Below are 21,677 nucleotides of genomic sequence, written 5' to 3' on the forward strand. Positions count from 1 at the left end.
GCGGGGCCTTATTTGAAGGTCCAAACCGCCCCTACAAAGGCATGGCTTATGAACTGGATCACCAACTACGTCCGGCCGCGGATCAATTCGATCTTCTCGCGCCGCGAAGTTCCCGAGAACCTTTGGCGCAAATGCGATGAATGCGGCACCATGCTGTTTCACCGTGAGCTGAGCGACAATCTGAATGTCTGCAACAACTGCGGGCATCACATGCATATCACGCCGCGCGATCGCTTTCTGGCGCTGTTTGACAGTGGTGTCTTCACTGAGGTTGCCGTGCCTGAGCCATTGGCGGATCCGCTGAAGTTCCGGGATCAGAAACGCTACCCCGACCGGATGAAGGCAGCGCAGAAGAAAACCTCCGAAAAAGAGGCTATGCTGGTTGCTGTCGGCGAGATCGGCCGAACGCCGATTGTTGCTGCGGCGCAGGATTTCTCCTTTATGGGCGGCTCGATGGGCATGTTTGTCGGCAATGCGATCATCGCTGCTGCCGAAGAAGCCGTGAAACTCAAGCGCCCGTTGGTGCTGTTCTCCGCCGCTGGTGGCGCGCGTATGCAGGAGGGCATCCTGTCGCTGATGCAGATGCCCCGGACCACGGTCGCGGTGCAGATGCTGAAAGAAGCAGGCCTGCCATACATCGTGGTGCTGACCCATCCAACCACTGGCGGTGTGACAGCGTCCTACGCGATGCTGGGCGACGTACATATTTCCGAACCCAATGCGCTGATTTGTTTCGCCGGTCCGCGTGTGATCGAACAGACCATTCGCGAAAAGTTACCCGAAGGCTTTCAGCGGGCAGAGTACCTGCTGGATCACGGGATGCTGGACCGGGTGACGCCGCGCACCGAAATGCGCGCTGAGCTGATCACCATTACCCGCATGCTGCTGGGGCTGTCGCCCCAGATCGTTGGCGACCTTCCCGCCCCTGATGAGGACGCAAAAGCCGCGAATGGCGCGGATGATGCCGCTGAGACATCGTCAGCTGACAGCTAATGTCGCTAAAGTATGATTATGCGGCCCGCCTATTCAAAGGGCGGGCCGTTTTTATGTGACGCATCAAGATCCACCTCCACAGTGAGCCGCACAATGACCCAGACCTCTGACGTGATCCTTGCCCGCATGATGGCGCTGCACCCCAAGATCATTGATCTGACGCTGGACCGCGTTTGGCGTCTGCTCGCGGCACTGGACAACCCGCAGGAAAAGCTGCCTCCGGTGATCCATCTGGCAGGAACCAACGGTAAGGGATCGACCCAGGCCATGATCCGCGCAGGGCTTGAGGGGATGGGAAAATCAGTCCACGCTTATACTTCGCCGCATCTTGCCCGATTTCATGAACGGATCCGCCTGGCTGGGGATCTGATTTCCGAAGCGCATCTGACGGATATTCTTGATGAGTGTTGTGCCAAGAATGGCGGCGAAACCATCACCTATTTCGAGATCACAACGGTAGCGGGGATACTGGCATTTTCCCGTAGTTTTGCAGACTACACCCTGCTTGAGGTGGGCCTCGGCGGCCGACTTGATGCTACCAATGTTGTGACACCAGAACTGTCGGTGATCACACCAATCTCCATCGACCACGAGCAGTTTCTTGGCAATACCCTGACCAAGATTGCCGCGGAAAAGGCCGGCATCATCAAACGCGGGGTACCGGTTGTGGTCGGCCCGCAGCCTGATGAGGCGATGGAGGTGATCGAGGCAACTGTCGCACGTCTTGGCGCACCGCTGATTGCCTATGGCCAGCACTGGCACGTCTGGGAAGAACGCGGGCGGCTGGTGTTCCAGGACGAGAACGGCCTTTTGGACCTGCCGCTGCCTGCCTTGCTCGGCGCACATCAGATCCAGAACGCTGGAGCGGCACTCGCTGCTTTGCGCCATATGGGTGCCGATGAGACGGCTTGCGAGGCGGCAATGACCCACGCCGAATGGCCTGCGCGCATGCAAAAGCTGAAAACTGGTCCGCTGGTGGATGCGGCGCCTGAGGCCGAGCTGTGGTTGGATGGTGGTCATAACGCGGCGGCCGGCCTTGCGCTGGCGGATGTGCTGGCGGGGCTTCCAGCGCGGCCTACGCACCTCATCTGCGGCATGCTGAATACCAAGGATGTGACAGGCTATATGGAGCCGCTGGCCGCATATGCAGAAAGCCTCACCGCGATTTCAATCCCGGACGAGATGAATACGCTGCCCGCAGCAGAGACCGAGGCCGCGGCACGATCTGTTGGCCTCAGGGCAGCCAGTGCAGACAGCACGATGGATGCGCTGAAATTGATTGCAGCCAGCGATCCTCAGGCGCGGGTACTGATCTGCGGCTCGCTCTATCTGGCTGGTCACATCCTGCGCGAGAACGGGTGACACTGGAAACCGAGGTGACTGTGACGTGTCACCTTTCCAAAAATACTCCGGGGGCGAGAAAGCTGCGCTTTCGAGGGGGCAGCGCCCCCGGCAACGCAGCCAGTTTCCAGCGGTTCGATCAGGTCCGCTGACCCCAGTCCTTGTCCTGCATCTCCCGCAGCCGTGATGCTGTGCGTTCGAATTCGAACGTGCCTTCGCCCTCCACATAGAGCATTTCTGGTTCTGCTGCAGCGGAACAGATCAGGCGCACGCCTGCCTCATAGAGCGCATCAATCAGCGTCACAAACCGCTTGGCCTCGTTGAAGTTGTTGCGCGACAGGCGGGGTATGTCCTCAAGAACCAAAACTTTGACAACCTCCGCAATTGCCAGATAGTCGCCCGGCCCAAGCATTTTTCCGCACAGATCATAGAAACCGGCGCGCGCGACGCCGTTGCGAAAAGCGGGCAGAGTGATCTCGCGCCCTTTGACCTCCAGTGTCAGGGGCATGGCTGGACCACCAGACAGATCTTCCCAGATCGCTCGGATATTCGCGCTTGCCTCGGCATTTACAGGTGAGAAATAGACCTGCGCCCCAGTGAGCCGATCCTGACGGTAGTCAACCGGGCTGACCATCTCATGGACCTGCATCTGCTGTTTGATGAGACCAATGAACGGCAGGAACAGCTGCCGGTTCAGCCCGTTCTTATATAGGTCGTCCGGCACCCGGTTTGATGTCGTGATCACGGTGACTCCGGCGGCAAACAGGGCCTCGAACAAACGCCCAACAATCATTGCGTCGGTGATATCGGTGATCTGCATTTCGTCAAATGCCAGTAAACGCACAGAGGTTGCGACATCCGCGGCGACTGGTGCCAATGCGTCTTCGACCCCGTTCTGGCGGGCTTTGTGCATTTTCGCGTGGATTTCCTGCATGAAAGCATGGAAATGCACCCGGCGTGAGGGCACGTCATCCAGGCTGTCGACAAAGAGATCCATCAACATCGACTTGCCTCGCCCAACGCCGCCCCAGAGATACAGGCCCTGGACCGGTTCGTACGTGGCTTTTCGGAAAATACCACGTTTTACTGGCGGTGCTTTTAAACCTGCGGCGATGTGGTCGAAATGCGGAAGAACAGCCTCTTGTGCTGGATCCGGTTTCAGCTCGCCTGCGTTGATTTTCTGCTGATATAGCTCTGTCAGATGGGTCATGAGCAAGGGATAGCGCGGAGAAATTCGGATGAAAAGCGGTGTCTGGGAATCGTCGGACGTCAATCTTGTGTGTTGACGCGCTCAGGATATGACAGCGTCGCGTTGACATGCCGGATTGATGTGTCCGTGATCACATCAATTATCTTTAACTGATGGCGCAAAAATCCTGATTTGACCGACTGGTGAATATCCGTACCGTCGCTGAACCGGACTATCTCCGGGAAGGAGAGAGAACATGACCCGTCCGGCACCGTTGTTTACACCCGTTCTGATCGTGGGCTGTATCGTCATCATGATCAGCTTTGCAGTGCGCGCCTCATTTGGGGTGTTTCAGATTCCCATCGCGGAGGAGTTTGGTTGGTTGCGGTCGGAGTTTTCACTAGCGATTGCAATCCAGAACCTCGCGTGGGGGATCGGACAGCCGATTTTTGGGGCTATTGCGGAAAAGATTGGCGATCGAAAGGCGATTGTCACAGGCGCGCTGATCTATGCGGCAGGTTTGGTGTTGAGCGCCTGGTCGACCACGCCGTTTGAGATGCAGGCCTACGAATGGCTGGTGGGTTTTGGAATTGCCGGTACCGGGTTTGGCGTGGTTCTTGCTGTGGTTGGCCGGTCCAGCTCTGATGAAAATCGGTCAATGTCGCTGGCAATTGTGACTGCGGCTGGTTCAGCCGGACAGATTTTCGGAGCGCCGACTGCGGAGTGGCTGCTCACCTTTCTCAGTTGGCAGAGCGTGTTCCTTGTTTTTGCTGGTGTTATACTGGCCCTGATAGCCACCCTGCCGTTGATGCGTGCGCCCGTGCCCGTTTCCAAGGCAGATCTGGAAGAGAGTATGGGTACGATCCTGCTGAAGGCGTTCAAGGATCCTTCATACACGCTGATCTTTCTTGGCTTTTTCAGCTGCGGTTATCAACTGGCCTTCGTTACAGCGCATTTCCCGGCCTTCGTGACAGAAATGTGCGGACCGATCATGCCGGGCGGGGCGCTATATAGCATCGGGATTACGTCCACGTCGGCGCTCGGTGCTGTGGCAATATCATTGATTGGGGCCGCCAATGTGGGCGGAACGCTGTTGGCGGGGTATCTGGGCAATCGCTATTCCAAGAAATACCTGCTGGCAGCGATCTACACCGGGCGCACGATTGCTGCGGCGGCGTTCATCCTGCTGCCGATCACGCCGATGTCTGTCATCGTTTTCTCGATTGTGATGGGATCTCTGTGGCTGGCGACGGTGCCGCTGACCTCTGGGTTGGTCGCGCACCTCTATGGATTGCGCTACATGGGGACACTGTATGGCATCGTGTTTTTCAGCCACCAGCTGGGTAGTTTCTTGGGTGTCTGGCTGGGCGGGCGGATGTATGACATCTATGGCGATTACACGATGGTGTGGTGGATTGGTGTGGGCATCGGCGCTTTTAGTGCGATTGTGCACCTGCCGATCCGCGAGCGTCCGCCGACTCCGGCTGCCGTTTGAAATAAGGCAACCGGCTGGCAGTGATCACATTGCGTTGCGCCAGCTGTCCAGGATGTGGCGGCTGGTCATGAGATCCAGATGGGCACCACCGCCGTTCTTAAACAGGGTGATGTGTGCCGGGTCATAGTCGGGGAAGGCATCCAGCTGGTAAAAATCCGCGAGGATATTGGCACGTTTGATGGTGCCCGCTGCCAGTGGGATTTTGAATTCTCCGATATGGTCAACGGTGGTGTCGAAACTATCGCAATATATTTTGGCGCGGTGCAGGGCTGTGTCATCCGCTTCGCGCATGTCGGGGCGGTAGGCCCCGATCAGATTCAAGTGCTGGCCCGGACGCAGCCATTCTCCCTGTATGATGGGTGTCGACGACATGGTGCAGGTAATTATGATATCCGCAGCACGCACCGCAGGTTCCAGATTTTCTGCGACTCTGGTGCCTGGATAGCTAGAAACCAGCGTTTCTGCCTTGGCTGTCGTGCGGTTCCAGACACGTATCTGGGCCTTGGGGTATGCCGCCCCAAAGGCCTCAATCAGGGAGGCACCGACGGTACCAGCCCCAACAATCAGGATTTCCTGGCTATCTGGATTGGCCAGCCGTCGCGCACCCAGCAGGCTGTCGCCAGCGGTCTTCCACTTGGTCACAAGATGAAAATCTACCAATGCTTGCAACATACCGTGGAGGTCATCGTATAGGCAGACGCCGCCATTCACCATTGGCTGGCCTGCTTCTGGATTCTCAGGAAAGATTGTGGCGCTTTTGACAGCCAGACCCAGACCGTCGATCCAGGCTGCGCGGTTCAGCAACGTATCTTTTCCCCGATACAGAAAAGTGTCGGACACTTCGGCCTTGGGCAAGCGGTGACCTGCAGCCAGCGCCTCGCAAAATGACAGCCAGCTCAATGTGGCCTCGCCCTCGGCAAAGGGGATCTGCAATATGGTGCTCATTGGGCATCCTCCAATTGTAGCAGGCCCTCGTCGACCAATCGCTGGGCCCAGGTGTCTGGTGTGGTGAACAGATGCGTCTGCCAGCCTCTTGCGGCGGCGGCTTCGATGTTCTCTGGGCGGTCATCCGTGAACAACAACTGCTCGGGTGTCACACCTGTATCCCGCTCCAGATGGGCGTATATCGCCGCTTCAGGTTTGATCGTTTGCAGGTGTCCTGACACAAATACCTGATCGAATTCATTAAAAAACGGATAGACTTTCTTAGCCAAATCAAAGGTGCCGATACCAAAATTAGTCAGCGCAAATACCGGGATTCTGCGCTGACGAAGTGCGCGCATCAGGCGAACAGAATGGGGGATATCGGGGCTGGCCATCTGCAACCAGCTGTCATGCCAGTGGCGGATTTCCTCGGCCCACTTGGGGTGCCGGCCCGCCAGCGAATAGACCGCCTCTTTGAAATCATCACCTCGATCAATGCCAAGGTTCATCCCGTGCAGGTCGACATCTCGAAACAAGGCTTCACGCTGCGGCTTACCGATGTACGCGTCGTAAAATCGTTCGGGCTCCCATTCGATCAATACACGACCAATATCAAAGACAACGGCAGTCACGGGCATTGGCGTTTCTCCTATCCGGTGGATCGCGGTCGTGGGCGTGGGGCCGGGCGGCTGCGACGGGTTTCGCGCCAGACTGAAACAAGACCGGCGCCAATGATCAAGGCGGATCCAATCCAAACAGGCCCATCGGGCCATTCGTTGAAGACCAGAACACCCCAGAGCACGGCCATTGGCATGGCAATGTATTCAAACGGGGCGACCAGGCCTGCCTCACATTGGCGATAGGCCTGGCTAACCAGATAGCCACCGATGGACCCTGCCAGACCCACGGTCAGAAACAGGATCCAATCCTGTGGCGCAGGCCAGATCCAACCGCGCAGGATGAACTGAAGCGCGGCGCTGTCGCCAGTGGCAAAGCGGCCATCGCCGGTGACTATCCCAACCAGCGCGCTGACCACAAGAAATCCAAGCGTTGGGTAGAACGACAGCGTCGCAGCCCTGTCTGTGCCACCTGCACGGCGCGTCAGCACATGCAGCGTCGCGTAGCCACAGGCCCCCAGCAGCGGCAGTAGTGCGGCAGGTTGAAACGTCCCGGGGCCGGGGCGCATGATCAAGAGAACACCGGCGAAACCCACCGCAACTGCCAGCCAGCGCCAGGGGCCTACACGTTCTTTCAGAAATACAACCGAGAGAGTCGTCACCACTAGGGGCGTGGCAAAGGCAATGGCGACCGCTTCGGCAATGGGCATGATTGCCAGACCGGTAAAGAAACAAAGATTGGCAAACAGCACCGCGAGGCTGCGCAAAAGATGCAGGCCGGGCTGTCGTGTCCGCAGTATACCGAAGCCGCCTTCGAGCGGAATAATGAGCGTTAACAGCACGATCATTGCCACTACCGAGCGCAGCAGCACCACCTCGTAAAGAGGATAATCGCCGGAGAGAAATTTGAATATAACGTCGATGATGGAAAAGCAGACGGCGGCACCAATGGCCGCAAACACGCCGAACAGGCTGATTTTGGTCTGTGGCTGTGTCACGCATCATCCCCCATCGGTGATCAGTGACCCAAAGGCAGGCAAAGGGCAAGAGGACGAGTGTAACCCTCTGCTGCTGCGCTGTTCTTAACGGGTTTCGCGTGCCGCCTGTGCGGCAGCCGCACGGATTTCCCGCTCTAATGCGTCCAAAAAGCGGGACCGGTCCGCCTTGGTAAAGCCCTTGCCGCTGCCGCCTGCCCCGAGCGGGTTGGCGGCCCGTAGATCGGCCATGAGATCCCGCATGGCGAGCTGCTGGCCGATGTTTTCCGGCGTGAAGCGCTCACCATTGTGGCGCAGCACACGGGCACCGGTTTCGATACATTTGGCGGCCAGTGGGATATCTCCGGTGACCACCACATCGCCCTCGCCGCAGCGCTCAGCGATCCACATGTCCGCCACATCGGCGCCTTCGGACACGATCACCGTCTCAACCAGGGGGGTCTGCGACGGGCGCAGCCCACCGTTTGAAACGACAAACATCGTGACCTTGTGGCGGGTCGCCACGCGCTCTGCTTCAGCTTTGACCGGGCAGGCGTCAGCGTCGATGTAGAGCGCCATTACTCAGCAGCCTTGGTAGATTTTGCAGCGACTTTGGCCTTTGTCGCGGCTTTGGGTTTTTCTTCTCCGGGTTTCTTCACTTTAAACTCATCGGGGATAGGCATCCGGTTGAACGCATCAAGACCCGCGATTTTGTAGGCTTCGGCCAGAGTGGGGTAGTTGAAGGTATTCTGTACGAAGTAGTCTACCGTCCCTTTTAAGTTCAGGACCGCCTGGGCGATGTGGATAAGTTCGGTCGCGCCTTCACCAACGATCTGCACCCCCAACACCCGGCGCGTTTTGAGCGAAAACAGCATCTTGAGCATACCGTGCTCCAGACCCATGATGTGCCCGCGGGAGGTTTCACGGAACCGGGCGATGCCGATTTCATAGGGTATGCCACGTTCCTGAAGTTCCTCTTCGGACATGCCGCAAGTGGACATCTCGGGCACCGAATAGATGCCATATGGGAACCAGGGGCTCTCTGGTAGGGTCGGGGTTTCCAGCGCATGACAGGCGGCGACCCGCCCTTGTTGCAGAGAGGTTGAGGCCAGCGAGGGGTGACCGATCACATCGCCGGTTGCATAGATATGCGGCACCGGGGTTTGATAGGATTTGCGATCTACGCTAAGGCGGCCGCGATGATCCGTTTCCAGTCCAACAGCGTCCAGGTTGAGGGCTTCGGTATTGCCCATGCGGCCCGCGGCGAACAGCAGCATGTCGCCCCGCACGTGACGTCCGTTCTCCAGGCTGACTTCGATGTGAGTGCCTTCGTCCTCAATCGAGATGATGGCCGAGCCAAGGCGCAGATCAACGCCGTTTTCACGGATCTGGTGGGTGAAATCCTGGATCAACGTACTGTCGATGAAATCAAGAAATGTGTCGCGGGGCTCGACCAATGTGACCCGCACATCCAGTGCCGAGAACATAGTGGCATATTCAACGCCAATAACCCCTGCACCGACCACAACGAGCGAGCGCGGGATTTCCTCCATCTCGAGGAACTCGTCACCATCGACTACGGTTTTGCCATTGAAGGGCACGTAGTCAGGGCGATAGGTACGTGTTCCGGTGGCGATCAGGAACTTCTCGCCGGTAACGCGGGTGGTATCGCCTGCCTCAGTTGCAACTTCGACCTCATTCGGGCCAACAAAGCGCGCAAGGCCCGGCAGAACCTCAACATGGTTGCGGTTGAACTGATGCTCCAGAACGTCGACCTCATGGTCGAGGGTCATGTGCAGGCGGGCCTTGAGATCTTCGGCCTGAATCTGGTCCTTCACCCGGTAGGCGCGCCCGTAAAAGCTGCGCTCACGCCACCCTGACAGGTTTAATACGGTTTCACGCAGAGTTTTGGAGGGCACCGTTCCGGTATGGACAGAAACCCCGCCGAGCCGATCCTTGCGGTCGATCACCAGCACGCGCCGGTTCAATTTTCCGGCCTGAATGGCAGCGGTCCGGCCAGAAGGGCCAGAACCGATAATGATTAGATCGTAGTCAAATTCTGTCATGGATCAGCCCCGGTAGAGCGCTTCTGCATGGAAGGATACGTGATCCTCCATGAAGGTGGAGACAAAGAAATAGCTGTGATCATAGCCCGGTTGCATCCGCAGTACCGCCTGCTGGCGGCGGGCTGCCGTCGCTTGCGCCAAGGCTTCGGGCTTCAATAGATCAAGGAATTGATCAGTGGTGCCGGTGTCCACCAAAATTGGCCCATCAAAGCCGCTGTCCTGCATCATTAGGGTGGCATCATGGCGTGCCCAGGTGGTTTCATCTTCGCCAAGATAGGCGGTCAGCTGTTTGCGGCCCCAGTCGCTGGCCGAGGGATTGCAGATCGGCGCAAAAGCCGACACCGAACGGAAGCGCCCGGGCAGGTTCATCGCCATGGTCAAAGCGCCGTGGCCGCCCATGGAGTGACCGGTGATCGACTGCCGATCGAGGTCGATTGCAAAATTCTGCCCCAGCAGGACTGGCAGCTCTTCGGTGATATAGTCCCACATCTGGAAGTGTGATGCCCAAGGGCCCTGTGTGGCGTTTACGTAGAACCCCGCGCCTTGACCCAGATCGTATGCGTCGTCATCAGCAACCCCGTCGCCACGCGGCGAGGTGTCGGGAAAGACAATTGCGATCCCCTGTTCGGCACACCAGGCTTGCGCCCCGGCCTTGGTCATGGCGTTTTCATGAGTGCAGGTCAGCCCAGAGAGGTACCACAGCAGCGGCACCGGACCATCAGCCACCTCTTCCGGCAAGAACAGACCAAAGGTCATGTCGCAATTCGTGCTGCTGCTGGCATGGCGATAGACGCCTTGTACGCCGCCGAAGGCGGTATTTTCCGAGACGGTTTCCATGAGGCGACTCCTTTGGTTCTGTGTTGCTCTATCGCTACCTGTGGTCAGCCATAGCGTCCAGTGACTGCGCGTCTGTGGTCCCTGTTTTTGCGACATATGATTGCAAAAACCTGAATAATACCCAGTTGCGTGGCTCCGCGCTGGTTTAAGGCAGGGTCAGTGCGGAAACCCAAGCAATCACCAATGGCAACGTCAGAATGGACAGCGTCGTGGACACGAGGATCGCGGCAGAAGCTCGGTGCGGTGCGACGCAGTAATGTTGCGCAAGCATGTACACATTGCCGGCAACCGGCAGCGCGGCAGCTGCTATGGCCACCCCTGCGGCATAGGGGTCAACTGGGATCAATACCAGTACAAAGAAAGCCACGCAGGCCGGGTGCAGCACCAGTTTGGCAAAGCTGAGCCAGCTGGCGATCTGGATGCGTTCCGCCGATTTGGAGGCAAGCGACGCGCCAATTGCAAAAAGCGCACCGGGTGTGGCTGCATCGCCCAGCAAGACCAGAAACGCGTTGGCCGGATCGGGGATTGGTAAAGCCAGCGCCGACCAAATCAAACCTGCGCATATTGACAGGATCATCGGGTTTTGCAGCAATCCACGACCAACAAGCCGGAAGGTTCCGCTGCCGAGGCCACTGCCGCGCCCCAGATTGATCAAGATAACGATGAGTGAGGAAAAAACCACAAGATCGACACTGAGGATCAGCATCATAGGCCCGACTGACGCTGGGCCAAACAGCAGCACCATCATTGGCAGGCCCAGAAAACCGACATTGCCGATGGCCGCGCATTGGGCCTCAACTGCGGCTGTCTGCATGTCGAGCTGCCGCATCGCCGCCACGAGGGTGGTCAGCAGATAGACAGCCATGGTGCCAAGCAGGTAGCCGATGATCAGGCGGGGGTTGAAGATCTCGACAAAGGATAGATTGGCGGCAAAGCCAAAGATCATCGCAGAAAGAGGGAAATAAAACACAAACTTCGTGAGATGTGCAGTCGCGGTTTCTCCGAAGAAACGGCTGCGACCGGCCCCGTACCCGAGGCCGATGATTGCAAAAAATGGTAGTGTTCTCAAAAATATGTCGAGCATCGACGTAACTGGTAACCTGAATTGACCAACGCGAAAAGGGCGTTTCGCAGCCCGAATGGGCCGCCTTTGCCAAGTGTCTTATCCAAGTGCATGGCTCTGCTCTGATCGAGCGCGGCGACGTCATGATTTCCTTTCGCCGCACATGGCTCTAGTTTCTAATGATATCATCGCGTCACAATAGAGTGTGAGGTCATGCTTGACCTTGCGGGTCAATGCCTAGATTGGGCCGTGAACGCAGGAAATCCAGTCCAAGTGGCATGTCGAAACCAGGAGCTTTGATGAACCAGCCAGCCGCCATTCCTCGCAAAGGCCGCAAATACGATCAAGTGCTTCAGGGCGCGCGCGATGTGTTCATGGCCAATGGGTTCGAAGGCGCAAGCGTCGATGATATCGCTCGACAAGCCGGTGTCTCTAAAGCCACGCTATACAGCTATTTCCCCGATAAGCGGTTGCTGTTCATGGAGGTGGCGCGCCATGGATGCGCGCATCAGGCCGACACTGCGGTGGCGATTACCTCTGGCTGCTGTGATCCCGCGACGGTCTTGCGCGAGGCGGGGCACCATGTCCTGTCGGTGATCCTGTCGGAATTCGGGGTCAAGATGTTCCGCATCTGTGTTGCCGAGGCGGACAGATTTCCGGATCTGGGGCGCCGGTTCTATGAAAGCGGGCCGGCCACCATCCGCGCGCAGCTGAGTGAGTATTTGACGGGCGCGGTGGCACGCGGTGAACTGCGGATCAAGGATATCAACCTAGCGGCAGATCAGTTTGCAGAGCTCTGCCGTGCGGATATGTTCCTGCGGCTATTGTTCAACGTCGATAGCGAGATCACTGAGGATGAGCGTGCGCGCGTGGTCGATGCTGCGATTGAGATATTCCTGTCTCGCTACGGGCCCGACATCTGATCGTCTTTGGCGGACGTCAATGCGTGGTAAACTCTCTGGGTGTTATACGGTAAATCTGATGGCAGTTGTGGCAGGACGAAATCAACCTGGGCAGACTACGTTTTAGTCCGGCCGCCGACCGTGTATTCAAGGCGCGGGCGGCGTTTTGTGTGTCCTTTGCGTGGATTGTGAAATCATCCCAATTTGTCCAGATTCCACCACGTGCATGGGAAGACAGGTCCGTCACATCCCGCCGGAAGTGTTTAGGGATGCGCCCAGTGGAACGGATCAGGGCGCGCCGCGCCTCCCGTGCGCCAGACCGGTCAAAGACGATATAGTCTCTGGTCATGGCAATTAGATCTTGCAGTGCGTTTTTCTGGGCGCTCATCAAGGCGATACGTTCAGCGACGTATTTGTTTGTCGGCGTATTGTCGGCCTTGGCAGCTGTGTTCAGCAACAAGACCACAATGATCATCATCGCAGCGAGCAACATCAGGCGGACCGGAGGTGATTTGCGCCAATCCGGGTGTGTGCGCGCCCTTGCGACATAAGATTTGGCGGCAGGCCCGGTCGCTGCCGCGCGCCTCAGTCCGGGCATTTTATCCTGCATAGCTTATGCGTCCTCGCCGTTATGAAATACGCCCGTGTGCAATCTAAGAATGACCGGTTAGATTGGCGTTAACGCGGGGCAGGACCATTTCAGACAATCCTTCGATACTGGGCGAAACGTTTGCGCTAGCTGTGTGCCGCGTGGGTAGGCTATCGTGAGCGACATGAGCACTCCACGTTTCGATATCCTTGGCCAAGCGCTTGCTGATGCTAGCCGCACACGCATGTTGTGCGAGCTTTTGGACGGGCGTTCTTACACGAATAAAGAGTTGGCGGCGGCGGCCGGGGTGACGCCACCCACCGCCACGGCCCATCTTCAACTGCTGCAATCCTCAGGTCTTGTGGTGGCTGAAAAACGCGGGCGTTGCGTGTTTCACCGGCTTGCCAACGCGGAGGTTGCGCTGGCATTGGAGCAGCTTGCAGCGATTGCACCATCGGATCATCTGCATCGCGCACAGCAACGCAAGGCCGGTGGGCTGGCTCCTCTGCGCAGCTGTTATGACCATTTCGCCGGCCCGCTGGCAGTGGCGATGACAGCCCGCTTTGTCGAGCTGGGTATATTGATTGAGCGAAACGGCGGGTTCGAAGTGCTTCCCGCCGTAGAATGGGGCAAATTGGGCGTAACCTTGCCTGATCGCAGTGGTCGCCAGCCTTTTGCACGGCCCTGCATGGATTGGACAGAACGGCGGTTGCATATCTCAGGCGCGCTGGGGCGTCAGTTGTTGTCACACGCGCTGGAGACAGGATGGGTCAAACGTCAGGCTGTCAAACGTGGGTTACTGTTGACCGCGCCTGGGCGCGCGGCATTCGACCAGATTATCGGTTTGGACACCGGCGCTGTGGTGCCGGAATTTTCGATGTCCTGATTAGCCAATCACGGCATGCCGTGCGATAATGCTTGATTTAATAGGCGTTTGACGCGACGCTGATGGTATGAGCTTTGACAAAGTGCAGCCCTTTTCCTCATCTTCTGGCCCGCAGCAGGTTGCTTTTCACCGCACGGAACTGTCTGTTATCCTGTCGCTCTATGGCCGCATGGTTGCGGCTGGTGAATGGCGCGACTATGGCATTTCCACTCTGCGAGATCTGGCTGTATTTTCGGTTTTCCGCCGCACTGCCGAACATCCCCTTTATCGTATAGAAAAACGTCCAAAGCTGCGCGGACGGCAGGGGCAGTATGCGGTCGTAGGCATGGACGGGCAGATCCTGAAGCGGGGCCATGACCTGAAAACGGTCCTACGTGTTCTTGAACGCAAGTTGATCCGTTCGGTGACCTAACTCTGTTGATGGAAGCAATCGCTTCAGATCGCTGGACGACGGTGCGCTGTTACGGGGCCGTCGCCCTGTTCCATGATCCGTTCTACGGCATCCATCACAGGTTCTAGTGCGACAGCCATATGATAGGCGTTGGCGTGGATCATCGTCTCGCTATTCTGCATCAGAGCCACGTGACCTTTCCAAAACAGCAGGTCCCCGCGCCGCAGATCACTGGGGACTGCGGTGTTGCCGAGCGGCATATCTGCGCCCAGTTCATGTTCTTGCTGATCGCTATCGCCGGGGCAGTTCACGCCACAGGCCAGCATCGCGGTCTGAACCAGACCGGAGCAATCAATCCCCGCGCGGCTGTTCCCCCCCCACAGATAAGGCGTTCCCAGAAACAGTTCTGCAACCGCAACCGGGTCCCTGTCCAATTCGGAGATTGCGCGCAAATGGTTGGCCGGGACAAACCCGCGGTCGGTTTCGGCAAATTTCTCCGTGAAGGCGGACACGACAAGCCGGCTGCCGTAGCTAAGGCTGCAAAGATCTGCGGATTTCATATTCGGCGCGCTATAGGCATGTGTCGCTGGCGTGCGGACCTGATGGGTCAATTCTGCGCGCGCTTCTGCCAACGCGGCTGTCGGCACATAGCCGACATACTCATCTGCGGCGGCCTGAACAAAGGCCCAGCCGTCGCGGATCTCATAGATTGTGACCTCTGCCCCAAGCAGCAATTGACGGTCACGCGGACCATCGGGGCAGCGCAAGAGGTCAACAAGCGGCAGCCCGATGCGCGCCGCGTGTCCCTCAACACTGGTGCGTCCTGAAGGGGGCAGCGGGAGATGTCGGGCGGCAATGCGATCGTTGACGGGAGTGCGGCGTGCATCGTTCATCACAGACCTCAGAGCCCCAGCATCTGCGGCAACGCGTCAAACAGCGCTCGCGCGCCTTGCAGCGCGCCGCCTTTGGGTTGTGCGGGTGCAGCGGTTGGGGTCCAGCCGTAGATATCAAAATGCATATACCGGCTGTCTCCTGCGAACCGGCGCAAGAAAAGAGCAGCGGTAATGGATCCGGCAAAGCCACCGCTTGGCGCATTGTCGAGATCTGCGATCTGTGGTTCGATCATGGCCTCATAAGGGGCGTGAAACGGCATCCGCCAGACCGGATCTGCTGCGGTGCCTGCAGCCGCGCTGAGGACAGCGGCATCGGTATCGTAGTCGGTGTAAAAGGGGGCGAGATCTGGGCCAACTGCAACCCGGGCCGCACCCGTCAGCGTGGCCATGGAGACCAATAAATCAGGCCCGTCTTCGGCTGCATAGGCCAATGCGTCGGCTAAGACCAGCCGCCCTTCAGCGTCGGTATTGTTGATTTCCACGGTCATGCCATTGCGCGCGGTGAGCACGTCTCCTGGTCGAAACGCATTGGCGGATACACTGTTTTCCACGGCCGGAATCAAAACGCGTAGCTGAACCGAAAGATTGCTGGCCATGATCATATGCGCCAATCCTAGCACATTCGCAGCTCCGCCCATGTCCTTTTTCATCAGCCCCATGCTGCTGCCCGGTTTGAGGTTGAGGCCGCCCGTGTCAAAACAGACCCCTTTCCCAACCAGTGCCAGTTTTGGGCCAGATGTGCCCCAGCGCATATCCAGCAGGCGTGGGCGACGGTCCGAGGCGCGGCCTACCGTGTGGATCATAGGAAAGTTCTGCGTCAACAAATCGTCATCTGCGACAACGTCGAGTGTTGCAGCGTGCTGATCGGCAAGCGCCTGAGCCGCGCGGTGCAGGTCATCTGGTCCCATGTCAGAGGCGGGCGTATTGATCAGATCGCGGGTCAGGAATTCCGCTGCAGCAAGGGTTTCGATATGTGCGGCATCAATGCCATTAGGGGCAATCAGATGCCTGTCGAGATCCTGCCCGGATTTGTAGCGGTCAAATTGATACTGGGCGAGCAACCAGCCCAAGCATTCAACGGCGCGTTCGTCTGTGGGGATCCCCTGAGTCAGCCGATATGTGCCTTTGGGTAAACTTGTGAGCGCTGCCGCCAGAATAAACCGGCGCCGTGCGCGGTCTTTGCTTGTGCCGTAGCCGACCAAGACCTGTTTGGGCAGGCCGTCCTCGCCGGGTATTGTGACGGATTGCCCAATGGCGCCACGAAACCCGATTGCACGTGCCCAATTGGCCACCGTCGCAGGCGCGTCTGCAAGCCAGCTTTCGCAGCCGTCCTGCTCCAGCACATGTAGATTGATGCAATCAGTATCTGCCTTGGCAAAGGCAGGGGGCTTGGCAGTAGGCATGGTGGATTACTCCGGATCCGGGGGCAGTTCTGCGTAACAGTATCTGCCACAGCGCCGTCTGCAAGCCCTGCTCTGTCGCGCGCAGCCAGTCGTTTCAACTGGCTGCAGCTCTCATTGTTTGCGCAATTGCAACGCCAAGAAGGGCCCAATGATGAGCCCGGACGCAAAACACGCGTCTCAACGAACAGGTCGACAGCAGCGGGGTGATCCCCTCTCGTTTCTGACAGTTGGAGCAGTGTTTCCATCGGCGGCAGAGCCGCTGTCAGTACTTTCCGAACAAATGTCCCCCCAGGGTCATTTGTCAGACAGAGAGGTCTTGCTGCTCCCATACTGCGGTCAGTGACCGTTCGCCAATTCGCATCAGTCGAAACAACGTCGCTGACGCGGCTGCGAAGTCATTGGCATCGATCGCGGCGGTCACGTCGCCGGCGACCCGCGCCATGGCTGACATGCCAATCTGATCCGCGATGGCGATCAGAGACCGCGCGCTTTTGCGTAGGTTCGGCAGATCATTCTGCCGCCAAAGCCGTTCGCAATGAGACAGGCGGACCGCCAACTCCTCAATTGCGCGACAGACCACATCTTCGGCCCCGGCTTCGCCAAGCTGCGCATAAAGGTCAGACAGTTTGTCTGAATCCAGGCGCACGTTTTCTTTGTGTATTACAGTGAGTATTTGAGCCACCACATTAAACCCCATTATTTATGCCCCCACGGCACGGGCCAAATTTGCGCCCTAGAAGTTGTCAAAAGGTTTCCAGCCGGGTGAGCAAATCGCTCGAATTTGGTGACAATCCTTGATAACAGACCAGACAGAGGTCATTCGAGGAACGACAGATGGAATTTGCCAAACCCCTCCCCAGCTATTTGGTGACGCGCTATCACGGGTGGAAAGCCACAACGTATAGCGACAATCAGGGCTGGTATCGGAGGCTTGCAAGTGAAGGTCAGCGCCCGCGCGCTATGGTGATTTCCTGCTGTGATAGCAGAGTTCATGTCACATCGATCTTCGGGGCGGACCAGGGTGAATTCTTTATCCACCGAAATATCGCGAATCTGGTACCGCCATATCAGCCCGATGGAGACCATCACGGCACCAGCGCGACCGTTGAATATGCGGTCACCGTTCTAAAGGTCGCGCATCTTATCGTACTGGGCCATTCGCAATGCGGTGGCGTGCAGGGGTGTATTGACATGTGCAAGGGGCACGCGCCCGGATTGGACGCCAAAGAAAGCTTCGTCGGCCGGTGGATGGATATCCTTAAGCCAAAGTTTTCTCTGGTCGAGGATATTGAGGATGAAGACGCCCAGGCACGCCAGTTCGAACGCCAGGCAGTTGTTGCCTCGCTTGAAAACCTGATGACATTTCCCTTTATCGACAGCGCGGTCCGTGATGGCACGCTAAGCCTGCACGGATTGTGGACCGATATCGGCGAAGGCGGGTTGGAGTGTTACGAACCGCGCAGTGGAAAGTTCATGCAGGTTTGACATCGCACGATTGGCGGCTGGCCTAAGCGGCGGTTCAGGCTGTGGCGTGGTCTGACGCCGCGGCCATGCGCAGCGCTGCCTGTGTGTAGCCGCCCGCGGCACCATCGATGAAATGTACATGGTCATCCCGCATGACAGATGGAACGATGCAGGTCACCAATGCCTCGTCCTGTTCATGCAGCCCGTAACGCACATGGCCTGCGATCATCGCCTGCTCCAAAATGCCGGCGATCTTGTCGCGCACTTGGGGTGGGCAATCGAGGGTTAATTTCAGACCGTCGTCAAATTTTCGAAAATCTGCATTCGTCACCAGCATCTTGCGGTAGTGGACTGCGTCAAATCCACCCAAAGGTTTGCGCCGACTAAGGGCAATGGCCGCAATGGTTGTTTCGAAAAATAGTCGCAATTTTCGCAAAATGAGTGCCTGTTTCCCGCGCGATACCTTGGCCTCCAGCGTCAGTCCGGGTGGGGGAAAGCTGAAACTGGGCCCGCCGTCCGGCACGGGGTGACCTTTGCGGTGTAACTGGTCTGCTACGGCAAGCACATCTCCGGCAATTTGGGCAAAATTCTTGAGTGAGGCACCGGGGCTGGGCTGCACAACGATCGACAATATCATACCGTTGCGCGCTGGGATGGTGTTCCAGCGGCAGGACAGCCCGGTCAGGTCAGGTGGGTCTGGGAGCGCAGCGGCCGGGACCTCGAACCCACCAAGTTTCATCTGCCGTTCAGCCCAGTTAAGGCCTCCGCCGCTGAACATAGCGTAGTCTGCAGCCTCTGAGACAGCGTAGCGCGCGACGGAAACATCCAACCCTTCGGCCCGGATCCACGAGACGGGCAACAGAGCTGCGCGTAAATCAACATCGAACTCATCGCTGGCCCAACTGCGCAGGCGCGCCAGCGTGTCACGCGCAATGTCTGCATGTTCTTGAGCAACTGCAAAAGACGCGCCATCGCCGCCAAAGACATAAGGGAAGGGGGTGCCCTTCAGGGCGTTGATCATCGCGGCGATTGCCGAGGCGCCTATGGTGTTCACCGTTTTATAGCGCCCAGTTGCAATTAGGTCGGTGGAATTGACAATATCACAGCACCCAACCATCCAGTCGCGAGGCAGTGGCGTAAAGGCCGCGGTCCGGGTCAAGGCTGCAAAATCGCGGCTGGGCGCAAGGCCCTGGTAAAAACCGTCCTGTGTCATATGCGATCCGTTCATCCTGCTGAAATCATAGCCTAGCGCGCGGTGGCCACACGACCAATCACGGCTAAGTGGTTTCTCACTCTTGCGAAATGATGCCAAATCGCCACTGTGGGCCGCAGTATGTCATCGGGGGGACTGGGCCATGCAGGCGGGGCTTATCATCTTGTGTCTGGGCTATGTGCTCAGTCAGTTTTTCCGTGCGTTTCTGGCGGTGCTTAGTTCATCCTTGCAAAGCGACCTTGGGGCGACGCCAGGAGACCTTGCATTTGCATCTGGGCTTTGGTTCCTGACTTTCGCTGCGATGCAATTGCCGGTTGGTTGGGCGCTGGACCGTGTCGGCCCCAGCCGCACTGCAGCGGTGCTGTTGTTGATTGGCGGGGGAGGCGGGGCCTTGGTGTTTGCGCTGGCAGGCACACCGGTCCACATTAGTTTGGCGATGGTTCTGATCGGGATCGGCTGTTCGCCGGTTTTGATGGCGTCATATTACATCTTTGCCCGCGAATATCCACCGCGTCGCTTTGCGACACTGGCCGCATTGATGCTGGGTGTCGGGTCGCTTGGTAATCTGGTAGCGTCTTATCCAACGGCCCTCGCGGTTGAGCTGTTGGGATGGCGTGGGACGCTATTTGGTCTTGCAGGGCTTTCCACCGCTGTGGCGATCGGCATTGCACTGACTGTCCGGGATCCGTCGCGGGTGGAGGTTGCTGATGGCCCCAAGGGATCTGTATTTGATATCCTGCGGATGCCGGTCCTTTGGCCGATTTTTGTGATGATGTTTGTGGCCTATGCGCCCTCGGCTGCGTTGCGCGGCCTTTGGATTGGCCCTTATTTGAACGATGTATTTTCTTTGGAGCGCGGGGCCGTGGGTATCGCCAGTCTGGTGATGGGGGTTGCAATGATCCTCGGTACTCTGGCCTATGGGCCGATGGATCGGTTGCTTGGTACACGCAAGGGCGTGGTACTGGGGGGCAATCTGCTTGCCTGCGTGGCGCTAGGCGGGCTGATGGTCTTGGTCGACGGGCCAGTGGTGCTGGTGGTTGCACTGATAGCGGTGATCGGGTTTTTTGGTGCGTCTTTTCCGGTTATCCTGGCACATGGTCGCGCCTTTGTGCCGCCGCATCTGGTTGGGCGCGGGGTGACCATGCTCAATTTTTTTGGCATCGGTGGCGTGGGAATCATGCAGTTTGCCAGTGGTCGGCTACATGCGGAAATGACCGGAGCGGACCTTTCCTTGCCCTATTTTGCCATTTTTGGTTTTCTCCTGGCGTTTTTAGCGGGTGGGTGCGCAATATATCTGCTCAGTCGCGATAGCTTGGATTGATCTGGCCTTTCCACGCGGGGCCTTTCCCGATAAGACACCGCAGCCGGTCACAAGGTCGGTTTAACTGGAGAAATAATATGGGTTATCGCGTCGTTGTCGCCGGCGCCACGGGCAACGTGGGCCGTGAAATGCTGAATATCCTGGCCGAACGCCAGTTCCCGGTGGACGAGATTGCCGTTCTGGCAAGTCGAAAATCGCTGGGTACAGAGGTTATGTTCGGTGACAAGACACTGACGACGCAGGACCTCGATACCTTTGACTTCACGGGCTGGGACATGGCGTTGTTTGCCATTGGTTCCGACGCAACAAAGAAGTACGCGCCCAAGGCGGCGCGCGTGGGCTGTGTGGTTATCGATAACTCGTCGCTTTATCGTTATGACCATGATGTGCCGCTGATCGTTCCCGAGGTGAACCCCGAGGCGGTACACGGCTATGCCAAGAAAAACATCATCGCCAACCCCAATTGCTCAACCGCGCAGATGGTTGTTGCACTGAAGCCTTTGCATGACCGTGCCAAGATCAAACGTGTCGTGGTGTCGACCTATCAATCGGTGTCCGGGGCCGGCAAAAACGGCATTGATGAGCTTTGGGATCAGACCAAGTCGATCTATAACCCGACAGACGACAAGCCGCCCAAACAGTTCACCAAGCAGATTGCGTTCAACGTGATCCCGCATATCGATGTGTTCCTTGATGACGGCTCCACCAAGGAAGAATGGAAGATGGTTGCCGAAACCAAAAAGATCGTCGATCCGTCGATCAAGGTTACAGCAACCTGTGTTCGCGTTCCGGTTTTCGTTGGTCACTCTGAAGCGATCAATATCGAATTCGAAGATCACCTGGACGAAGATGAGGCCCGCGATATCCTGCGTGAGGCACCGGGCATCATGGTGATCGATAAGCGAGAAGATGGTGGCTATGTCACACCGGTTGAGTGCGTGGGTGATTTCGCCACATTTATCAGCCGGATTCGTCAGGATTCGACGCTTGATAATGGATTGAACCTTTGGTGTGTCAGCGACAACCTGCGTAAGGGCGCGGCCCTGAACGCGGTGCAGATTGCTGAACTTTTGGGCCGTGAAGTCCTGAAAAAAGGCTAAAAACCTATCCATTTAG

General features: G+C 57.6%; 22 protein-coding genes. 9 read left to right on the forward strand and 13 right to left on the reverse strand.

Annotated features, from left to right (window positions below; genetic code table 11):
- The first annotated feature begins 48 nt into the window (after positions 1 to 48).
- Both accD and PhaeoP97_RS00550 read left to right on the forward strand, forming a co-directional pair.
- A complete protein-coding gene (accD, locus tag PhaeoP97_RS00545; protein WP_072503409.1) occupies positions 49 to 993 on the forward strand; it encodes an acetyl-CoA carboxylase, carboxyltransferase subunit beta in 945 nt (314 codons plus the stop codon).
- A 93-nt stretch (positions 994 to 1,086) separates the two neighbouring features.
- Positions 1,087 to 2,355, forward strand: coding sequence for a bifunctional folylpolyglutamate synthase/dihydrofolate synthase (locus tag PhaeoP97_RS00550; protein WP_072503410.1), 1,269 nt, complete (start codon positions 1,087 to 1,089; stop codon positions 2,353 to 2,355).
- A gap of 118 nt (positions 2,356 to 2,473) precedes the next feature.
- On the opposite strand, the gene zapE is transcribed toward PhaeoP97_RS00550, so the two are convergent.
- Entirely contained in the window at positions 2,474 to 3,544 is a 1,071-nt protein-coding gene (zapE, locus tag PhaeoP97_RS00555; RefSeq protein WP_072503411.1) for a cell division protein ZapE, read from the reverse strand.
- 235 nt (positions 3,545 to 3,779) lie between these two features.
- Between zapE and PhaeoP97_RS00560 the strand changes: the two genes are divergently transcribed.
- Positions 3,780 to 5,018, forward strand: coding sequence for an MFS transporter (locus tag PhaeoP97_RS00560; RefSeq protein WP_072503412.1), 1,239 nt, complete (start codon positions 3,780 to 3,782; stop codon positions 5,016 to 5,018).
- A gap of 24 nt (positions 5,019 to 5,042) precedes the next feature.
- Here the strand turns inward: PhaeoP97_RS00560 and PhaeoP97_RS00565 are convergent, their stop codons facing one another.
- From PhaeoP97_RS00565 to PhaeoP97_RS00595, 7 genes are all read right to left on the reverse strand, one after another.
- On the reverse strand, positions 5,043 to 5,963 hold the full coding sequence (locus PhaeoP97_RS00565) for an ornithine cyclodeaminase family protein (protein ID WP_072503413.1): 921 nt from the start codon (positions 5,961 to 5,963) through the stop codon (positions 5,043 to 5,045).
- The gene (locus PhaeoP97_RS00570) at positions 5,960 to 6,580 is read right to left on the reverse strand and encodes an HAD family hydrolase (RefSeq protein ID WP_072503414.1); all 621 of its coding nucleotides are present in this window, start codon (positions 6,578 to 6,580) and stop codon (positions 5,960 to 5,962) included. The genes PhaeoP97_RS00565 and PhaeoP97_RS00570 overlap by 4 nt, the downstream gene beginning before the upstream one ends.
- Positions 6,581 to 6,591: 11 nt before the next feature.
- Positions 6,592 to 7,557 carry a DMT family transporter gene (locus tag PhaeoP97_RS00575; RefSeq protein WP_072503415.1) on the reverse strand — a complete coding sequence of 322 codons (966 nt, stop codon included), beginning with the start codon at positions 7,555 to 7,557 and terminating at the stop codon, positions 6,592 to 6,594.
- 84 nt (positions 7,558 to 7,641) lie between these two features.
- Positions 7,642 to 8,112, reverse strand: a complete 471-nt coding sequence (locus PhaeoP97_RS00580; protein WP_072503416.1) for a YaiI/YqxD family protein — start codon at positions 8,110 to 8,112, stop codon at positions 7,642 to 7,644.
- Positions 8,112 to 9,599, reverse strand: a complete 1,488-nt coding sequence (gene sthA / locus PhaeoP97_RS00585; RefSeq protein ID WP_072503417.1) for a Si-specific NAD(P)(+) transhydrogenase — start codon at positions 9,597 to 9,599, stop codon at positions 8,112 to 8,114. Before sthA ends, PhaeoP97_RS00580 begins: the two co-directional genes overlap by 1 nt.
- A gap of 3 nt (positions 9,600 to 9,602) precedes the next feature.
- Positions 9,603 to 10,436: an S-formylglutathione hydrolase gene (gene fghA / locus PhaeoP97_RS00590; protein ID WP_072503418.1), complete on the reverse strand. Its 834-nt coding sequence runs from the start codon at positions 10,434 to 10,436 to the stop codon at positions 9,603 to 9,605.
- Between the two features lie 145 nt (positions 10,437 to 10,581).
- Entirely contained in the window at positions 10,582 to 11,520 is a 939-nt protein-coding gene (locus tag PhaeoP97_RS00595) for an AEC family transporter (RefSeq protein ID WP_072503419.1), read from the reverse strand.
- A 278-nt stretch (positions 11,521 to 11,798) separates the two neighbouring features.
- Here PhaeoP97_RS00595 and PhaeoP97_RS00600 point away from each other — a divergent pair, with 278 nt between their 5' ends.
- The gene (locus tag PhaeoP97_RS00600; RefSeq protein ID WP_072506224.1) at positions 11,799 to 12,422 is read left to right on the forward strand and encodes a TetR/AcrR family transcriptional regulator; all 624 of its coding nucleotides are present in this window, start codon (positions 11,799 to 11,801) and stop codon (positions 12,420 to 12,422) included.
- A gap of 16 nt (positions 12,423 to 12,438) precedes the next feature.
- Here the strand turns inward: PhaeoP97_RS00600 and PhaeoP97_RS00605 are convergent, their stop codons facing one another.
- Entirely contained in the window at positions 12,439 to 13,011 is a 573-nt protein-coding gene (locus PhaeoP97_RS00605; RefSeq protein ID WP_237028964.1) for a c-type cytochrome, read from the reverse strand.
- A 163-nt stretch (positions 13,012 to 13,174) separates the two neighbouring features.
- Between PhaeoP97_RS00605 and PhaeoP97_RS00610 the strand changes: the two genes are divergently transcribed.
- Positions 13,175 to 13,876 carry an ArsR/SmtB family transcription factor gene (locus PhaeoP97_RS00610; protein WP_072503420.1) on the forward strand — a complete coding sequence of 234 codons (702 nt, stop codon included), beginning with the start codon at positions 13,175 to 13,177 and terminating at the stop codon, positions 13,874 to 13,876.
- Between the two features lie 67 nt (positions 13,877 to 13,943).
- Positions 13,944 to 14,288, forward strand: coding sequence for a DUF2794 domain-containing protein (locus PhaeoP97_RS00615; RefSeq protein WP_072503421.1), 345 nt, complete (start codon positions 13,944 to 13,946; stop codon positions 14,286 to 14,288).
- Between the two features lie 23 nt (positions 14,289 to 14,311).
- Here the strand turns inward: PhaeoP97_RS00615 and PhaeoP97_RS00620 are convergent, their stop codons facing one another.
- The 3 genes from PhaeoP97_RS00620 to PhaeoP97_RS00630 all read right to left on the reverse strand — a co-directional run bounded on the left by PhaeoP97_RS00620 (position 14,312) and on the right by PhaeoP97_RS00630 (position 17,260).
- Positions 14,312 to 15,160, reverse strand: coding sequence for a C40 family peptidase (locus PhaeoP97_RS00620; protein ID WP_072503422.1), 849 nt, complete (start codon positions 15,158 to 15,160; stop codon positions 14,312 to 14,314).
- Between the two features lie 8 nt (positions 15,161 to 15,168).
- Positions 15,169 to 16,563, reverse strand: coding sequence for a leucyl aminopeptidase family protein (locus PhaeoP97_RS00625; RefSeq protein WP_072503423.1), 1,395 nt, complete (start codon positions 16,561 to 16,563; stop codon positions 15,169 to 15,171).
- A gap of 301 nt (positions 16,564 to 16,864) precedes the next feature.
- Positions 16,865 to 17,260 (reverse strand): hypothetical protein, encoded by a 396-nt coding sequence (locus tag PhaeoP97_RS00630; RefSeq protein WP_192849674.1) that lies wholly within the window; start codon positions 17,258 to 17,260, stop codon positions 16,865 to 16,867.
- Positions 17,261 to 17,397: 137 nt separating this feature from the next.
- On the opposite strand from PhaeoP97_RS00630, the gene PhaeoP97_RS00635 reads away from it, so the two are divergent.
- Positions 17,398 to 18,048, forward strand: coding sequence for a carbonic anhydrase (locus tag PhaeoP97_RS00635; RefSeq protein WP_072503424.1), 651 nt, complete (start codon positions 17,398 to 17,400; stop codon positions 18,046 to 18,048).
- 34 nt (positions 18,049 to 18,082) lie between these two features.
- Here the strand turns inward: PhaeoP97_RS00635 and PhaeoP97_RS00640 are convergent, their stop codons facing one another.
- Complete coding sequence (locus PhaeoP97_RS00640) at positions 18,083 to 19,240, reverse strand: DUF3095 domain-containing protein (RefSeq protein ID WP_072503425.1); 1,158 nt, start codon at positions 19,238 to 19,240, stop codon at positions 18,083 to 18,085.
- A gap of 142 nt (positions 19,241 to 19,382) precedes the next feature.
- Between PhaeoP97_RS00640 and PhaeoP97_RS00645 the strand changes: the two genes are divergently transcribed.
- Together PhaeoP97_RS00645 and PhaeoP97_RS00650 are read left to right on the forward strand one after the other, a co-directional pair.
- Positions 19,383 to 20,561, forward strand: coding sequence for an MFS transporter (locus tag PhaeoP97_RS00645; RefSeq protein ID WP_072503426.1), 1,179 nt, complete (start codon positions 19,383 to 19,385; stop codon positions 20,559 to 20,561).
- Positions 20,562 to 20,638: 77 nt separating this feature from the next.
- Positions 20,639 to 21,661: an aspartate-semialdehyde dehydrogenase gene (locus tag PhaeoP97_RS00650; protein ID WP_072503427.1), complete on the forward strand. Its 1,023-nt coding sequence runs from the start codon at positions 20,639 to 20,641 to the stop codon at positions 21,659 to 21,661.
- Positions 21,662 to 21,677: the final 16 nt, after the last annotated feature.

The organism is Phaeobacter porticola, assembly GCF_001888185.1.
GTDB classification, from domain to species: domain Bacteria; phylum Pseudomonadota; class Alphaproteobacteria; order Rhodobacterales; family Rhodobacteraceae; genus Phaeobacter; species Phaeobacter porticola.

Coding starts and splice junctions, on each gene's coding strand:
- PhaeoP97_RS00625 (WP_072503423.1), bottom strand. CDS start 16,563: ATGCCTACTGCCAAGCCCCCTGCCTTTGCCAAGGCAGATACTGATTGC.
- PhaeoP97_RS00645 (WP_072503426.1), top strand. CDS start 19,383: ATGCAGGCGGGGCTTATCATCTTGTGTCTGGGCTATGTGCTCAGTCAG.
- PhaeoP97_RS00640 (WP_072503425.1), bottom strand. CDS start 19,240: ATGACACAGGACGGTTTTTACCAGGGCCTTGCGCCCAGCCGCGATTTT.
- PhaeoP97_RS00650 (WP_072503427.1), top strand. CDS start 20,639: ATGGGTTATCGCGTCGTTGTCGCCGGCGCCACGGGCAACGTGGGCCGT.
- PhaeoP97_RS00565 (WP_072503413.1), bottom strand. CDS start 5,963: ATGAGCACCATATTGCAGATCCCCTTTGCCGAGGGCGAGGCCACATTG.
- PhaeoP97_RS00605 (WP_237028964.1), bottom strand. CDS start 13,011: ATGCAGGATAAAATGCCCGGACTGAGGCGCGCGGCAGCGACCGGGCCT.
- accD (WP_072503409.1), top strand. CDS start 49: ATGAACTGGATCACCAACTACGTCCGGCCGCGGATCAATTCGATCTTC.
- PhaeoP97_RS00600 (WP_072506224.1), top strand. CDS start 11,799: ATGAACCAGCCAGCCGCCATTCCTCGCAAAGGCCGCAAATACGATCAA.
- PhaeoP97_RS00615 (WP_072503421.1), top strand. CDS start 13,944: ATGAGCTTTGACAAAGTGCAGCCCTTTTCCTCATCTTCTGGCCCGCAG.
- PhaeoP97_RS00610 (WP_072503420.1), top strand. CDS start 13,175: ATGAGCACTCCACGTTTCGATATCCTTGGCCAAGCGCTTGCTGATGCT.
- PhaeoP97_RS00595 (WP_072503419.1), bottom strand. CDS start 11,520: ATGCTCGACATATTTTTGAGAACACTACCATTTTTTGCAATCATCGGC.
- PhaeoP97_RS00635 (WP_072503424.1), top strand. CDS start 17,398: ATGGAATTTGCCAAACCCCTCCCCAGCTATTTGGTGACGCGCTATCAC.
- PhaeoP97_RS00550 (WP_072503410.1), top strand. CDS start 1,087: ATGACCCAGACCTCTGACGTGATCCTTGCCCGCATGATGGCGCTGCAC.
- PhaeoP97_RS00570 (WP_072503414.1), bottom strand. CDS start 6,580: ATGCCCGTGACTGCCGTTGTCTTTGATATTGGTCGTGTATTGATCGAA.
- PhaeoP97_RS00630 (WP_192849674.1), bottom strand. CDS start 17,260: ATGGGGTTTAATGTGGTGGCTCAAATACTCACTGTAATACACAAAGAA.
- zapE (WP_072503411.1), bottom strand. CDS start 3,544: ATGACCCATCTGACAGAGCTATATCAGCAGAAAATCAACGCAGGCGAG.
- PhaeoP97_RS00620 (WP_072503422.1), bottom strand. CDS start 15,160: ATGAACGATGCACGCCGCACTCCCGTCAACGATCGCATTGCCGCCCGA.
- PhaeoP97_RS00560 (WP_072503412.1), top strand. CDS start 3,780: ATGACCCGTCCGGCACCGTTGTTTACACCCGTTCTGATCGTGGGCTGT.
- sthA (WP_072503417.1), bottom strand. CDS start 9,599: ATGACAGAATTTGACTACGATCTAATCATTATCGGTTCTGGCCCTTCT.
- PhaeoP97_RS00580 (WP_072503416.1), bottom strand. CDS start 8,112: ATGGCGCTCTACATCGACGCTGACGCCTGCCCGGTCAAAGCTGAAGCA.
- fghA (WP_072503418.1), bottom strand. CDS start 10,436: ATGGAAACCGTCTCGGAAAATACCGCCTTCGGCGGCGTACAAGGCGTC.